The 15,828-nt window shown below is 47.8% G+C and carries 15 protein-coding genes; 10 read left to right on the forward strand and 5 right to left on the reverse strand.

From position 1 onward, the window contains the following. Nucleotides 1–11: 11 nt before the first annotated feature. Together IEX62_RS16180 and IEX62_RS16185 are read right to left on the reverse strand one after the other, a co-directional pair. A complete protein-coding gene (locus IEX62_RS16180) occupies nucleotides 12–683 on the reverse strand; it encodes a tetratricopeptide repeat protein (protein WP_188776580.1) in 672 nt (223 codons plus the stop codon). A 43-nt stretch (nucleotides 684–726) separates the two neighbouring features. After that, complete coding sequence (locus IEX62_RS16185; RefSeq protein WP_188776581.1) at nucleotides 727–1,389, reverse strand: hypothetical protein; 663 nt, start codon at nucleotides 1,387–1,389, stop codon at nucleotides 727–729. A gap of 240 nt (nucleotides 1,390–1,629) precedes the next feature. Between IEX62_RS16185 and IEX62_RS16190 the strand changes: the two genes are divergently transcribed. Next, nucleotides 1,630–3,171: a tagaturonate reductase gene (locus IEX62_RS16190; RefSeq protein ID WP_188776582.1), complete on the forward strand. Its 1,542-nt coding sequence runs from the start codon at nucleotides 1,630–1,632 to the stop codon at nucleotides 3,169–3,171. Then, complete coding sequence (locus IEX62_RS16195) at nucleotides 3,168–4,676, forward strand: UxaA family hydrolase (RefSeq protein ID WP_188776583.1); 1,509 nt, start codon at nucleotides 3,168–3,170, stop codon at nucleotides 4,674–4,676. Before IEX62_RS16190 ends, IEX62_RS16195 begins: the two co-directional genes overlap by 4 nt. A gap of 411 nt (nucleotides 4,677–5,087) precedes the next feature. On the opposite strand, the gene IEX62_RS16200 is transcribed toward IEX62_RS16195, so the two are convergent. Next, the gene (locus tag IEX62_RS16200) at nucleotides 5,088–7,115 is read right to left on the reverse strand and encodes a beta-galactosidase (protein WP_188776584.1); all 2,028 of its coding nucleotides are present in this window, start codon (nucleotides 7,113–7,115) and stop codon (nucleotides 5,088–5,090) included. Nucleotides 7,116–7,227: 112 nt separating this feature from the next. Between IEX62_RS16200 and IEX62_RS16205 the strand changes: the two genes are divergently transcribed. The 7 genes from IEX62_RS16205 to IEX62_RS16235 all read left to right on the forward strand — a co-directional run bounded on the left by IEX62_RS16205 (nucleotide 7,228) and on the right by IEX62_RS16235 (nucleotide 13,434). Continuing rightward, nucleotides 7,228–8,061, forward strand: a complete 834-nt coding sequence (locus tag IEX62_RS16205) for an AraC family transcriptional regulator (RefSeq protein WP_188776585.1) — start codon at nucleotides 7,228–7,230, stop codon at nucleotides 8,059–8,061. Between the two features lie 237 nt (nucleotides 8,062–8,298). Then, nucleotides 8,299–9,075 carry an alpha/beta hydrolase gene (locus tag IEX62_RS16210; protein WP_188776586.1) on the forward strand — a complete coding sequence of 259 codons (777 nt, stop codon included), beginning with the start codon at nucleotides 8,299–8,301 and terminating at the stop codon, nucleotides 9,073–9,075. 118 nt (nucleotides 9,076–9,193) lie between these two features. Beyond that, the gene (locus IEX62_RS16215) at nucleotides 9,194–9,850 is read left to right on the forward strand and encodes an SGNH/GDSL hydrolase family protein (RefSeq protein ID WP_188776587.1); all 657 of its coding nucleotides are present in this window, start codon (nucleotides 9,194–9,196) and stop codon (nucleotides 9,848–9,850) included. A 57-nt stretch (nucleotides 9,851–9,907) separates the two neighbouring features. After that, entirely contained in the window at nucleotides 9,908–10,798 is an 891-nt protein-coding gene (locus IEX62_RS16220; RefSeq protein ID WP_188776588.1) for an SMP-30/gluconolactonase/LRE family protein, read from the forward strand. 187 nt (nucleotides 10,799–10,985) lie between these two features. After that, nucleotides 10,986–11,408, forward strand: coding sequence for an SMI1/KNR4 family protein (locus tag IEX62_RS16225; RefSeq protein ID WP_229685857.1), 423 nt, complete (start codon nucleotides 10,986–10,988; stop codon nucleotides 11,406–11,408). Between the two features lie 210 nt (nucleotides 11,409–11,618). Continuing rightward, the gene (locus IEX62_RS16230) at nucleotides 11,619–12,803 is read left to right on the forward strand and encodes an acyl-CoA dehydrogenase family protein (protein WP_188776589.1); all 1,185 of its coding nucleotides are present in this window, start codon (nucleotides 11,619–11,621) and stop codon (nucleotides 12,801–12,803) included. 145 nt (nucleotides 12,804–12,948) lie between these two features. Continuing rightward, nucleotides 12,949–13,434, forward strand: coding sequence for a HEAT repeat domain-containing protein (locus IEX62_RS16235; RefSeq protein WP_188776590.1), 486 nt, complete (start codon nucleotides 12,949–12,951; stop codon nucleotides 13,432–13,434). A 294-nt stretch (nucleotides 13,435–13,728) separates the two neighbouring features. Here the strand turns inward: IEX62_RS16235 and IEX62_RS16240 are convergent, their stop codons facing one another. Further along, nucleotides 13,729–13,905, reverse strand: coding sequence for a YjfB family protein (locus IEX62_RS16240; RefSeq protein ID WP_188776591.1), 177 nt, complete (start codon nucleotides 13,903–13,905; stop codon nucleotides 13,729–13,731). A gap of 583 nt (nucleotides 13,906–14,488) precedes the next feature. Between IEX62_RS16240 and IEX62_RS16245 the strand changes: the two genes are divergently transcribed. After that, entirely contained in the window at nucleotides 14,489–14,890 is a 402-nt protein-coding gene (locus tag IEX62_RS16245) for a NucA/NucB deoxyribonuclease domain-containing protein (RefSeq protein ID WP_373289153.1), read from the forward strand. A 335-nt stretch (nucleotides 14,891–15,225) separates the two neighbouring features. Here the strand turns inward: IEX62_RS16245 and IEX62_RS16250 are convergent, their stop codons facing one another. Continuing rightward, nucleotides 15,226–15,765 (reverse strand): VOC family protein, encoded by a 540-nt coding sequence (locus IEX62_RS16250; RefSeq protein WP_229685859.1) that lies wholly within the window; start codon nucleotides 15,763–15,765, stop codon nucleotides 15,226–15,228. Nucleotides 15,766–15,828 lie beyond the last annotated feature (63 nt).

Raw genomic sequence — 15,828 nt, forward strand, 5'->3', positions numbered from 1 at the left:
GGATACTCAAGTTAGAACAGACTACGCAGCCAGCTACGGATTGCCCATCCGCGCTCGCTGCGTTTTTTGTATTTGGGGAGCGAGCGATAGATTGTAACAGCTTCTTGAAAAGAAGCCTTTGCCTCCTGTTCACGCCCGAGCGAGCGATCCAGCTGACCGAGCATATAGTAGGCGCGGCAGGAGGAAGACTGAATATCGCGAAAGCGCTCCAGAACGTCGATCGCCTTTTGCCCATCCTGGCGGGCGTAATAACTGGCTAATCGCAGATAAGGCTCACCATACTTGACACGAGGATTCAGCTCCAACGCTTTGAGCATGTATGGCTCGCCAGTCGCAGCATCTCCCGTATGCAGTAGTGCAGTTCCGAGATCGTCCCAGTATTCAGCCGATTCTTCGTAGGCATGACCGATCTGCTCCAGCCAGCGTCTAGCTTCGCTATAATGACGACGCTCCAGTAGCAGGCGTGCCAGCTCATAGCGTGAGGACATATCGCTCGGACTGTTCGCTACCTGTCGCCGCAGCGCACGTATCCGACTCATGCGCCGAAGTGGCTTGACGACGCTTGGGAACATACCGACAAAACGGCGATCCAGCACATAAATGATAACAAGCAGCACGATCAGTGCCAGAAATGGATTGCCAAGCAACCACCATAGAATTGAAAAAATAAAAATTTTACTCATAGGAAAAGCCTCCGTCTATTAGGGGTGATATCCGATCTCTACATCAAGCACGTTTGCGGAAGACCGCTTGAACCAGCTCATCAAATGAACGGAAAATATCTTCCATTCGGGGTTCCAATACAGCACGTCTGTCTTCTGGAGCTGGAGGACTTGGAAGCTCATGCAGGATATCCAATGTGATCCAGGTGATCGGGCAGTCTCCATCCGGATGTGTTCTGAGGGTGTCCAAGCACACGATGCCTTGTCCATCCTCGCCGATCGCAAAAGGAATATAGCCTGTGCCTTGCAAGATCGACCACTGCTGAATTAGCTTTCTTATTTCCGATAATCCCTGCTCGGTATCCAGCGATGGGAATATGAACGAGCTACAGCCACCGGGGTATCCGTCTGCGGTTGGCAGATTAGGTAGCTGCCAATCGAGCAAATGATAGGCCTGTAAGTAAGCACAATAGGGCAGAGGGAATTGAAGCTGCTGCTCCTGTTCTAGCTGAGTGATCTGCGCTCTGGTGATGGTTGAGGGGACAGGCTTCCAGGTTGCCCAATCCTCATCCTCTAATAAAGGAGCAGGAATGTACGCATTACTGCCTTTCATCGTCGATGGAATCGAATCAGCTACCGTAAAAAATAGCACGCGAGAAGCAGGATCATCATACATCGCTCCTATACGTTCACGGATATGCTGAATATATGGCTGTTCATTTATCATGGTCAAATTCCTTTCTATAGAAGCTTGCATGAGAAGCATAAATTAAATGCCGCATATCCATCAATATCAATGCGAAAAGCCAATATTTTTTTACTATTTTAGTCTAAATGATGTTACAATAGGTGGCAAGAAATGCCTTTTGCATTAAAATGTTCACGTTAACATTAAAGCGTTATCATTTGCTACTGGTTGTTAAGCTTGCAGATTGTAAGCTATTTCGATTTCAATGGAGGTTCATTCATGACAATGAGCAAAACTCAGCCATTACCTTTACTGCGCCATCATTTGACAAGTGAAAATGAACGAAGACGGCATGATGTGATTCGGCAACAGCCGATCAAAATATTGCAGATCGGCGAGGGCAATTTCCTGCGCGGCTTTGCAGACTGGATGATTCACGAAATGAATGCGAGCGGCAAGTATCACGGTAGCGTTGTATTAACGCCTCCAACTCCGCGCGGCGGTGCTAAGCTGGAGAAGCTGGCAAAGCAGGAGGGCTTATATACACTCGTACAGCAGGGTTTGCAAAATGGCGAAAAGGTTGAGAAGCGCCAGCTCATTTCCGTATTTCGTGACTATGTGAATCCGTATGCGGATTGGGAAAGCTTTTTGCAGCTTGCAGAGCTGGAGTCGCTCGATGTAGTTATTTCCAATACGACGGAAGCAGGCTTGACCTATACAGAGCTGGACTATGTACCAGGGGAGCCGATGGTGAATTATCCTGCGCGTTTGACGGTCTTTTTACATCGTCGCTTTCAGACGTTTGGCAATGATCCGAAGCGTGGGCTGATGATCTTGCCATGTGAGCTGGTAGAAAATAATGGCGATATGCTGAAAAGCTATGTGCTGCGTTATGCGAGGGAATTTGGCTTTGGTGAGGACTTCTGCCAGTGGGTAGAGCAGCATCAACTCTTTTTGAACAATCTGGTGGATCGGATCGTAACCGGTATGCCGCAGGCAGATGAATATGCTCGCCTGACGGGGAACTGGGGCTATGAGGATCATTTTCTGACCTCGGCAGAGCCCTATTATATCTGGGTGATTGAAGGCGATTCTTCGCTCGATCAGCGCCTTCCGCTCGTACAGACCGGTCTGAATGTGAAATGGACACAGGATTTACAGCCGTACCGTCAGCGTAAGGTGCATATTTTGAATGGAGCGCATACGCTCATGATGCCGCTCGGCGTGCTACATAATCGCACAACGGTACGTGAGCTGATGGAGGATGAGCAGCTTGGTAGCTGGGTGAAGCAGACGATTGCGGAGGAAGTGATTCCATCATTATCCTTGCCAGCGGACGAATTACAGCGCTATGCAGAGGAAACATATGAGCGCTTCTATAACCCGTATCTGGAGCATCGCCTGATGGATATTGCGATGAATAGCTTGAGCAAGTTTCAGGCACGTGTGCTACCCGTTTTGAAAACGTATACAGATAAAAATGGTCATCTACCACAGCAGATTGTGCGTGGATTCTCGGCATTGCTGCTGCTGTATCGCGTACAGCCGATCGAACAGGAGGGGACGGTATTATTTCGCAGCTTCACACTGGAAGGTCAGCCACTGGATATTCGCGATAATGCCGAATGGCTACAGCAGCTTGCTCAGCATTGGTCGGAAGGTAGTAGCCAGCACGAGACCGATGGTGTAGTCGATTATAGCAAGGCTGTACAACGCATCTTGAGCGATACTCGCATCTGGCAGGAGGATTTGACCGCCATACCAGGATTAGTAGAAATGGTGGCATCTAATTTGAACGATATGGAGGCTGGGCGGCTATGAACACGATGATCCGAGATTATATCGCCATTCAAAAGCAAGACGATGTTGTGATTGCGCTACGCGATATGGAAGCAGGTGACACCCTGCTGCTTGACGGGGGCGATGTGCTGACTGTAACGGAGCAGATACCGCGTGGGCATAAGATCGCTGTTCATCCGATCGAGCAGGGACAGGATGTGATCAAATATGGCTTCTCGATCGGTCGTGCCACACAGCCAATTGAACCAGGGCAATGGATTCATAGTCATAATCTGCACACAGGCTTGTCCGGTACACTTGATTATGAATATGCACCGACTGTGGATTGGCAGCCTTCGGAGCTACCACAGCATTTAAAAACCTTTGACGGCTATGTGCGTCCCAATGGTGAGGTTGGTATTCGTAATGAGCTGTGGATTATTAACACAGTAGGCTGCATTAATAAAATTTGTGAAGCACTTGCTCGTATGGGGCATGCGGAGCTAGCAGGTCGTGTGGATGGCGTATATCATTTTCCGCATCCTTTTGGCTGCTCTCAGCTTGGCGATGATCTGGAATATACCCGGCAGCTATTAACCTCACTCGTGCTGCATCCTAATGCGGCAGGCGTGCTTGTGATCGGGCTGGGCTGCGAGAACAATCAGGTGGATGAATTCGCAGCAGGTATTCCAGCCGAATATGCTGGTAAAATCCGTTATCTGAAGGCGCAGGAGGTAGAGGACGAGCTGGAAGCAGGGATGGCCTATTTGGAGGAGCTAGCGCAGCTTGCCGAACAGGAGCAGCGCCAGCCTGTGCCATTATCCGCACTCAAGCTCGGTTTAAAATGTGGCGGCTCCGATGGCTTATCCGGTATTACCGCGAATCCGCTTGTAGGTAAGGTTGCCGATCTGCTCGTATCCGCAGGGGGTACCGCCATATTGACCGAGGTGCCAGAGATGTTCGGCGCGGAGACGATTCTCATGAATCGAGCAGCCAGTCCGCAGGTATTTCAGGATATGGTACAGCTGATCAACGGCTTCAAGCAATACTTTGTCGATCATGGGCAAAATATTTATGAGAATCCATCACCAGGTAATAAGGCAGGTGGCATTACAACGCTGGAGGAAAAGTCGCTCGGCTGTACACAAAAAGGCGGTCATTCACAGGTAGTCGATGTACAGCGTTATGGTCATCGTGTACAGCGTACCGGGCTAAATATTGTAGAAGCGCCTGGCAATGATCTGGTGTCGGTGACCGCACTATCGGCAGCAGGTGCGCATATTGTGCTGTTTACGACAGGACGTGGGACGCCATTTGGTGGGCCTGTACCCACGGTGAAGATTGCTACCCAATCCGAGCTGGCGAACCGAAAAAAGCACTGGATTGATTTTAATGCGGGTCAGCTACTGGAAGGAAGAACGATGGACCAGGTTGGACTGGAGCTGTTAGAGCAGATCGTCGATATCGCTTCCGGTCGTCTGGAGACGAACAGTGAACGTCATGGCTTCCGCGAGATTGCTATTTTTAAAGACGGTGTCATCTTGTAAAATTACCGGCTTCCAATTAAAATATGGAAGTGAGCGAACATCTGTTGCAGTCCGATTGAAAAGCCAACTCCAATGGTCGATATCGAGCAGAGCATAGGCAATCCATTTCCTATCAATAAGAAAAAAGTGACCGACTACGGCACTCGGTATCGATCATGACCATGAATGCATGTACAGGCAACGTCCGTAAGACTGGTGAGTTTAAGAGCAAAAGCTTTATTCAACAACAGAGCCCGCGCATGATAGAAACGGTTCGATATAATAATGACGTGCTGAACGAGTTCGTTCGTTATTTCGACTAAACGAGCGTAAGATGAGCAAATTCGACAAAAATAGCGATACGTAAAATGTATTTTTCTACATTTACGTATCGCTATTTTCATGTTACAATAAGCACAGTAATGGATGGCATTATTTTACAGATAAAATAATCGTCCCATTACCAGGTACCTCAATCGAGCTGCCTACCGGCTGGTCTTCCAGCATATTGCTTGTCTGAAGCGAGCCAAGCTCTACTGTTGCCGCTTCTGCATTGTGATTCAGCAGAAACAGGAAGGCTTGACCATCCTTCACACGACGACCGGCTTCCACACCAGCTGGCGTATCCAGAACAGGTTGAATGCTCTGTTGCTGACACAGATGCTGTAGTAGACCTGCAATGAAGGTTTCTTCACCATCGGAGGCAATATACCAGGCTTCCCCTTGACCGAATGCATGCCTTGTTAATACAGGCATGCCCTTGTAAAAGTCTGTACCGTATTCGGCAAGCACATCGGCTCCCTCGGTATGAAGCAGATCGCAGAGCATGCCGCATTCATAGCTGCCGCTCAATTCGCCGATCGTTTCCTTCATCACGATGGAGTTACGCATGGACGGAAGCAGGGCATCAATCTCTTCGACCCAGATGCCAAGTAGCTTACGCAGTTCACCCGGATAGCCACCCAGTGTGACCAGATCATTTTCATTCACGATGCCGCTAAAAAAGGTCGTGACGAAGGTGCCGCCATTTTCGGTGAATTGCTCTAGCTTTGCTGCTAATCCTGGCTTGACCATGTACAGTACAGGAGCAATCACAAGCTTGTAGCCGCTCAGATCCGAATCGACTGAGACGATGTCTACCTGCACATTCCGGTTATACAATGCTTTATAATACTTATGAATTTGTTCGACGTATTTGAGTGCAACGGTTGGCCCACTCGATTTGTCGATTGCCCACCAGTTGTCCCAATCGAACAGAATCGCTACGCTTGCTTCAATCCTTGAATCAAGCAGCTGATCGCCCAGCTTTTGCAGCTCGTGACCAAGCGCACTCGTTTCACGAAACACGCGCGTATTCGCGTGTCCAGCATGCTCAATCACAGCACCATGGAACTTTTCACATGCACCGATCGAGCGGCGAAGCTGGAAGAACATAACCGTATCGGCACCATGTGCAACAGCCTGGTAACTCCATAGCCGCATCACACCTGGACGCTTCAGAGAGTTGTACGGCTGCCAGTTTTGCTGGCTTGGCGTTTGCTCCATTAGCATGAACGGATCACCGTCTTTTAGACCGCGCATCAGATCATGTGCGAGAGCGGTGAAGCTGACTGGAGTATTCAGACCTGGATAGTTGTCCCATGACACGATATCCATATGTTTTGCCCATTTGAAGTAATCAAGCGGTTTGTAGAAGCCCATGAGGTTGGTCGTGATCAGCGCATCAGGAATGATCGAACGAATCGCGTCATATTCCAGCTGATAGCATTCCAGCATGCTATCCGAATTGAAGCGTGTGTAATCAAGCGAGATGCCCTGAAAGCTAGAGCTATTCTCGCCCCATTCCTCACTGCGATGATCCGGAACAACAATCTCATCCCAATCGTAAAAGGTGTGGCCCCAGAAAGCGGTATTCCACGCTTTGTTGACAGCATCCAGCGTGCCATAGCGTTGCTTCAGCCAGACGCGGAACGCTTTCTCACAGTTATCGCAATAGCACTCGCCGCCGTACTCATTGGAGATATGCCATACCAGTATAGCCGGATGCTCCTTGTAGCGTTCTGCCAGCCTGCGAGCAATTTCTACAGAGTAATGACGATAGGTTGGACTGTTTGGACAGGAATTATGACGACCGCCAAATTTGCGCTTGCGGCCATCTTTTTCCACTCGTAAAATGTCTGGATATCGGGTTGCCATCCATGCTGGGTGTGCGCCTGTGCTTGTAGCCAGACAAGTATAGATACCGCTTTCATAAAGGCTGTTGATGTAGTTGTCCAGCCATTCAAAGTTGTATGTAACCTCGTCTGGCTGATTGCGAGCCCATGAAAAGACATTGAGCGTAGCGATATCAATACCAGCCTGCTTGAACAGCTCTAGATCGTCGAGATGCGTGCCGTGATCCCATTGTTCCGGGTTGTAGTCACCGCCATAAAACATTTTAGGAAGTCGGTTGCTGATCAACGTTGTCACTCCTTGTATAAGAATAATTCTATACTAAACGATAACAAACCCTTGTAAAATATAAGATAATTACACTATGATATTAAAATAAGGATATAGGATGTGAATGATCATGTACGTTACCAATCCGCATCGCCGCTTTTTTAGTGAACTGAAAGACCTGCAATTACCGATTCATATGGAAAGTATTGGCGAGAATCCGGATCAGGAGAGCATTGAGCGTCCGGATGGTTATCCGTGTTATCACTGGCTACAGAGCGTACGTGGAGAAGGCGAGTTTACGTTTGGCGGAGCGCGTTATATGGTGAAGCCTGGTTCAGGTGTATTGCTAGCTCCGCGTGATGCACATAGCTATCGTCCGATTAGTGGAATCTGGGAGACAACGTATTTGACCTTTGGCGGCCCGCAGTCGCTTGCACTGCTATCTACCTTTGGTCTGTCACATTCCGCTTATTATGAATGGGATCGGGATTGTGAGTTGGAGTTTTTTGCAGGAAGTCTGCTGGGACAGATTCGTAGCAACCGTGATCTATCCGGACTGGATACAAGCGCCGATCTGTATCGTTTCCTGACCCTGCTGAAAAAGCATGGACGTGTGAACAATCTGCCATCCCTGTCGCATACCGTCGAGCGTCTCGCACCGCTGATGAGCTTTATGGAGGCACATTACGATGATCCGAATATTGGACTGGAGGATATGGCACAGCAGGTTGGCGTGAGTGCAAGACATCTGAATACGCTGTTTCGGCAAACCTTTGGTATGACCGCCTATGCGTATTTTATTTTACTCCGTTTACGTAAGGCGAAGGAATTAATGACATTGTATCCGCGTATGACGATTAAGGAAGTATCCGGTCAGGTCGGTTTCCGTGACTCAAGTCATTTTGTAGCGACATTCCGTCGTCTGGAAGGCGTAACACCAGAGCAATTCCGCAATCTTTACTAGTTCATCAACCGATAGGTGATCAGATCATCACGTATCGGCATGAACATGGCGAAGATTCATCATTGAAACGATTATCTAAAGCGCTTACAATAGAATCGTTTATAGCAATAGCGCATGAGCTTGCCTATACCCTGGCTTTCGAGCCAGGGCATATTTTTGCAGACATACGCTAGCATAAGTGTGAGAATAAGAGCATAGCTGGATGAAGCTAGCTCAATTCCGAAGTGGAGGGTACATATGGAACGTATTTGGATTGCGGATGAACAGATTGTGGATGAGACAGGTACACGTCCTTATCTGGAGCCTTATTTGGTTCCTGACGCAACAAGTGCAGTGATCGTTTTGCCTGGTGGCGGCTATGAATTTCGAGCCGATCATGAAGGTGGGCCTGTCGCGCAGTGGCTGAATGAGCAAGGGATTTCAGCTTTTGTGCTGCAATATCGCTTGACCCCTAAGCATCGCGGTACACCGCTGGAAGATGGACAGGCTGCTATTCGTTATGTACGTGCACATGCATCACAATATGGACTACGTCCTGATCGGATTGGTATTCTGGGCTTCTCAGCAGGTGGACATCTGACTGCAATGACAGGCACGGTATTCAGCGAGCAGGAGATTACCCTTTCTGATGGACGCGTGGAATCTGTGAGCTCTCGTCCTGATCTAATGGTGCTCTGTTATCCTGTGATCACGATGGAGGGCTATGGACATGAAGGCTCTAAGAACGCACTATTAGGCACAGATGCTTCAGCCGAGCGTATCGCTGCTCATAGTGCAGAGCGTCAGGTCACTACGCATACACCGCCAGCCTTTATCTGGCACACCGCAGACGATGAAGCCGTTCCGGTGCAAAATAGTTTGCGCATGGCGCTTGCGCTTGAGCAGCACGGTGTTCCGTTTGAATTGCATGTGTATGATCATGGTGGGCATGGAGCAGGTCTCGCTACAGGTCATCCGTCCATGGGAAGCTGGACAGAGCGCTGTGCAGATTGGCTGCATCGTCAGGGCTGGTAACGTACACATTGGTAATACACGTACTGGCAGTGTAGTTCATGACCATTGAAATGATGAAGATAGGAATATTATAGATTCCACACCATATAACATTTAGAGACAGAAGGGATGGATTGAAATGAAAATAGAGCCTAATAGCATACTGTTGATGATTGGTGATTCCGTTACGGATTGTGGTCGCGCACGTCCGGTAGGTGAGCACTGGGCGATTGGGGATGGATATGTAGGGTTGGTCGATGCCTTACTGAATGCAGCTTACCCGGATTATAATCTGCGTGTACTAAATACAGGTACAAGCGGTGATACCGTGCGTCATCTGGAAGCGCGCTGGCAAGAGGATGTGTTTGCTCACTCGCCGGACTGGGTATCCATTATGATCGGTATTAACGATGTATGGCGTCAATTCGATCGCCCCACTGATCCCGGCCAGCATGTGTATCTGGACGAGTATGAGCAAACATTGCGCAAGCTTGTAGCGAACACTTTGCCTAAGGTCAAAGGCCTGGTATTGATGACGCCGTATTATATGAGCACGACAGTGGAAGATCCAATGCGTGCCACGATGGACATTTATGGCGAGGCAGTGAAACGTATTGCTGCCGAGACAGGTGTGCCATGCGTGGATACACAGGCGGCTTTTGACCGTATGGGTGATCATATCTATCCAGCTACATTGTCACATGGATGGGATCATGTGCATCCGAATACCAAAGGGCATATGGTGCTGGCACGCGCCTTTTTACAGGCGATTAAGTATGATTGGAATCGTGGTTAAATGTGACTTAACAAACACATGCCGTAAATCGAAATGACATGTACAGGAGGCGTTACGATGAAGCAATATGAAGCGGAACTGGTACTGGATGCAAAAGCAAAGCTAGGCGAAGGGCCAAGCTGGGATGAACGAACACAGGAGCTGCTGTGGGTCGATATCGAAGGATTTAAGCTTCATCGCTACAACCCGGCAACTGGCGAGGATCAGGCGATTGAGGTAGGCGAGCATATCGGTGCGGTTGTACCGTATACCGAGGACGAAGCTATCGCGGCGTTGTTCAGTGGATTCTATCGTATTCATCTGCAAACCGGTGAGAAGATCGCCATTCATGATCCAGAGGAAGGTCGCCCTGGCAACCGCTTCAATGACGGTAAATGTGATCCATACGGTCGTTTTATCGCAGGTACGATGAGCTTGAGCGATGAGAAAAAGGCGGGTGCGCTGTATAGCATGGATACATCCGGTAACGTACGCCTGCTGCTAAGCGAGGTATCCACCTCCAATGGGCTTGCATGGAGTGCAGATCGACGCCTCTTTTATTATATCGATACGCCAACACTGACGATCCGCGCGTTCGACTATGATATCGAAGATGGCTCGATTGGCAATGCACGCGTGATTACCGAGGTCGACGATGCAGATGGCTTCCCTGATGGTATGACGATCGACGAAGAAGGCATGCTGTGGGTTGCTCGCTGGGGTGGACGCCGTGTATCTCGCATCGATCCAGCGACAGGCGAAGTCATTGCCGAAGTGCAGGTTGCTGCTGATAATGTAACATCCTGTGTATTTGGCGGTGCTGATCTGGACGAGCTGTACATAACGACTGCACGCGGTGAACGTGAGCCGGACGATGGTACGCTTGATGGCGGTCTGTTCCGTGTTCGTCTAGGGGTTAAAGGCACCCGCACAGTGGCGTATAATCTCGGTCAACCTGTTAACTGGTAAGGTAGGGAGCCTTATTTATCAATCCCAATAAACGATTCAAACTTGGACCGTAGTCCTGCTAAGCAGGATTATGGTCTATCTTAATTTGCAACAGATCGCAACGTTATTTATAGTGGAAAATAAGAAACGATAAAGTTATATCGATCGATACATAAGATCAATTCAATGCTAAGGAGGTACGCATCCTATGACGACAATGATTCTGGAACAATCCGAACACCCACTCACTCCCGCAGATCTGGACGAGCTGGAGAAACTGTACAACTGGAAATTCCCGGAGTCGTTCCGTCAGTTGTACTTGCAATATAATGGGGGCTACTTGCCTGATGAATGGATGGAGCGTAATGAAATCATCTTTGGTGGCTTTGATTCTATCCGTTACGGCGAATTGACAGCTGAGCAGATCTATAAAAATTTAATTGAATCCTTTCCGCAATTAATCGACTTATTCCCATTTGCTTACGATCAGGGCGGTCATAGCTTTTTGCTTTCGCTACGTGCAAAGGATTATGGGATGATCTATGTTTTCCTGATGGATGGTGAGGAATTGGTTGACGTGAGTGATACATTTGACGAATTTTTGGAATTACTGATTGTACATGAGCAGTGAAGGCATAAGTAGCCAATATGTTTTATACTATATATCATGCTCGACTATAATTCGGGGCAAACAGCTTGGGTTAATAGGATAGTACTGTCTTAACAATCTAGTTATTGAAGGATGACTCCTATTCGATCAAGTACAGATAAAGATAAGAGCAGAGCCGATGATCGATCCATTTTCACTATGATCGGCTCGTGAGGAAAGGACGTAGAAACAATGACGGGCAAACGAATCGATCAATTTATCCGCAATGAGCGTGAGGCAGAGCTGGCAGCCTGGGCAGATCGGCTGGCCGTACGCTTTGCAGAGCGAGCAGCCAAGCATGATGCGGAAGGAACATTTCCATTTGAAAATTTTGCGGACTTGAAGGAAGCGGGCTATGCAAAGCTGACGGTCAGCCGTGATTATGGTGGGGATGGACTGTCGCTGTATGAATGGCTGCTGGTGCAGGAGCGTATCGCTCGTGGCGATGGCTCGACTGCGCTCAGTGCAGGCTGGCATGGTGGGATGATGCTGCATTTTCGCGAGGCAGACGGTTGGCCGGAGCCGACCTTTTCGGAATTTTGTCAGGATGTTGTAGCACATGGCAATATGATTAACAAATTTGCCAGTGAACGCGGTACAGGTAGTCCGACACGTGGCGGTCGTCCCGAAACAACAGCCGTACGCACCGAAGGTGGCTGGCTATTAAATGGACGTAAAACGTACAGTACACTCAGTCCGATGCTGACCGATTTTATTGTGAGTGCAGGGTTAGATGGACAACCGGAAATCGGTGATTTTCTAATTCGTTCCCGAGAAGGGATTGAGGTAGAGGAGACGTGGAATACGCTCGGTATGCGGGCAACTGGTAGCCACGATGTTGTGCTTCACGATGTATTTGTACCGGATCGTCAGGTACTGAACATCTACAAACCGGGCGCACCGAAAACAGGACGCGACGACGGTGACGGCTGGCTGCTCCATATTCCTGCTTGTTATCTAGGTATCGCCTATGCCGCACGTGACTTTGCGCTTCAATATGCTGCCAACTACACGCCAAATAGCTTGAATGAGCCGATCGCCACTTTACCGCATATCCGTCAATGGATCGGTCAGATCGAGAGCGAGCTGCGTCTTGCTCGCACATTGCTATATGATGTGGCAGATCGCTGGGATCGTCAGCCAGAGGAGCGCAAGCATATGCGCCCGGACTTCGGTCTGGTCAAATATAATGCCGTTCATCTAGCCAATCAGGTAGTGGACAAATCGATGAAGATCGTAGGCGGTGCCGCCTTATCGAAAAATCTACCACTTGAGCGCCTGTATCGTGACGTGCGTGCAGGTTTGCACAATCCACCCATGGAGGATGCAGTTATTCAAACGATGGCACGTACCGCATTAGAAGAGCTGGATGCGTAAAGAGAAGCTAATTCTTCATTCGGACTTCGGCAGCCTGCCTCATATGTAAGATTGCAAGGGTGAGATGCAATACTTTGCAAATAGGGTAATATCGCTGCATAGCGGCATAACCGATTATTTTAGGATAGAGCGGAGGCGAATTCCTTTGTCAGAGCATCTGAATGGCTGGCAGCAATGGAACACAGACGAACGTTTGCAAGCTCTGCTTCGTATTGATTCTGCTCTGGATACAGAAGACCTGGAGCTACTACTGAATACCGCTCAAACGGATCAAAGTGAAGATATTTTACGTATTGAATGCTGGAAGGTGCTGGGCTTATACAGTGAATCCTCTCAGCACGAATCTGTTCGCAAGGCTATTCATGAGCATTGGGCACAGGAAAGCGATGAGGAATATGTACAGATCGCTATGCTGGAGGCATTAACTGCACTTGGTGTGCAATCCGAGGATATTCGTATGGCAGCATCTATCCTACAGAGCGATGAATACATTTTGGTTCGTGCGGCAGCTTTTTCGTTATTACGCTCAGAGCATCAGTTATCTGAGGTGCGAGAGGTGTTGGAGCAGCTGCGAGATGATCCCGATTTTGGTGAATTAGCTGTGAAGCTACTCGAAGAAGTGGAATCGTAGTCTGCTCGATTGCGATTTTAATGGCTTTAGTCTATCTGTATGTAGTCAATAGACGAGCATTATAAAAGCTATATGCTAGAGCAAATACACACTGAACATCAGCTAGAAGCAGGATTCAGTATAAACTCCAGAACAAATGTAGAACAAATTTTAAAACAAACAAAACCGCCTCTTCTGATGCAGAAGGAGCGGTTTTGTTTGTTGCTAATGGAAGCCATCACATGCTATATGTACGATATCAACGCTATCATGCTGCGCTTGCATCACACACATAGCTGGGATTGGGATTCGCCATTACGCGCGAATGTCCAATGTGCTTCCCAGGTTTGGATGAGGAGCTTGCTTCAGCATTTCTGCTAATTGCTGACCTTGTTGCTCAGCCATATCCTTGGATAGAGCAAGTACTTTAATACTAGCGGCCTGTGACACTGAACTTTGACTCATTGCAGTGGACAAAGAAGCGATATCCATGAATACATTCCTCCTTTCCTGCCATGAAACAGGGCATATTTCTATTATCGGTGTAAATGCTAATTCAGGTAACCTTTACTTCTCTATCTTACACTGAGATTGTAAAAAATAGTAAATATAATCTGCTTCATAACATATTTTTTTGAATTTTAAGCTAATTTTTAGGTTCATATCAGCTTCATTTCAGCTTGTGCGTTTAAGATACAGACATACCCCTTTTGATATAAATATTGCCTACACCCTGCCTCGATCCCAGGCAGGGTCCTTTTTTGTTTGGAGGAGCAATTGTTATATTTCTTCTGTCATGTATCGTTTACTTGCCTACAATACCGATTCAGAATAATCGGATCGGCACACGAAATTTTACAATTCCATTAAATTTAATCCAAAATTTAACATAAAAAGATTTAAGTTTTACATTCATTCGCTTAAAATGGTACTAGATTCCAGTTGTGCACAATCGACAGCAGAAGCTTAGCTCGTGCTCGCTTGCTGTAGATCGTGCGAAGCAAGAATCAATAAACCTAGAGGAAGCGAGTTGATTGGATTGAAACGAATGAAAAAGCTAGGCATGATGTTAATGATGCTGGTGGTGCTATTGACGACACCAGCGCTGCTACAAGGTGAAAATAATGGATCTCAGGCTTATGCAGCAGCTGCGTATGACTATACCCTGACCTTCCCATCCAGTCGCTATCCTGAAACTGCCTCTCATATTCGAGATGCGATTGCAGATGGTCACTCTGCCGTATGTACGATCGATCGCTCTGGTGCAGATGAGCGCCGCGAGGAATCGCTAAAAGGCGTACCAACGAAAAGCGGCTATGATCGTGATGAATGGCCGATGGCAATGTGTCTTGAAGGCGGCCAAGGTGCAGACATCCGTTACATAACACCATCGGATAACCGTGGCGCTGGTTCCTGGGTCGGTAATCAGCTCACCAAATATCCAGATGGTACACGAGTGAAATTTATCGTGAATTAATTCGTTCATACTTGCACATATGGATGAATAGATGAAATAGAATGCGTTGAGTCTATGAAATCCAAGCCTAGTAAACACCCGATCTGAGTACTAAAGATCGGGTGTTTTTCTAATTTACAGTACTACTAGCTTGTTGCAACAGCTGCTGATTGAGCGCAATATTTAACTTAAAAATGTAAAAGCTCAAGAACTCAAGAACTCAAGAACTCAAGAACTCAAGAACTCAAGAACTCAAGAACTCAAGAACTCAAGAACTCAAGAACTCAAGAACTCAAGAACTCAAGAACTCAAGAACTCAAGAACTCACACCGTTAACCCTGAAGTTATCAACTTTTTTAAAACGCGTGACGAGTCACCGTAAATTGAAAAACAACACCAAACGGATCACGAACTGTCGCATAACCAGTGCTAAACGAATTAGGAGCAAATGGAATAATAATCGTACAACGCGGATCAGCCACCAGCCGATTATACAGTGTCTCCATATCCTCATGCTGACGAGATTGCAGACAGAGTGAAAAGGAATTGCCAGCCTGCCAGGTCTGCTCCATATCTACAGCTTCCTCCGCAATCATCAGCTTACCGCTTCCCAGCTCCAGCACGGAATGCGTAATGTAATGCTCCTGCCCAGCCTGTACATGAAAGCTATCGTCCATCGCAGCCAGCTGCGCATACGTTACCTTCAACAGCACCTTTGCTCCCAGCTGTTCATAAAAGGCAATCGCTTCAGCAGCCTTTCCATTCAAGGACAGAAACGGAATAACCTCGGTCTGTACAGCAGCTCCCGATTGTTGCTCCGTAGCCTGCTGATTCGTAGCTTCCTTGCGCGTAGATGCTGTAGCTTCTGTAGCGGATGTCATTTGGTTTTTGTTCATTATCATCGCCTCCTGTAATGTGATACAGTAATAGCATAAAAGAATAAGGTGCCAGAATATGGC

The sequence above is a fragment of the Paenibacillus hunanensis genome (assembly GCF_014645615.1).
In the GTDB taxonomy this organism is placed as follows: Bacteria; Bacillota; Bacilli; order Paenibacillales; family Paenibacillaceae; genus Saccharibacillus; species Saccharibacillus hunanensis.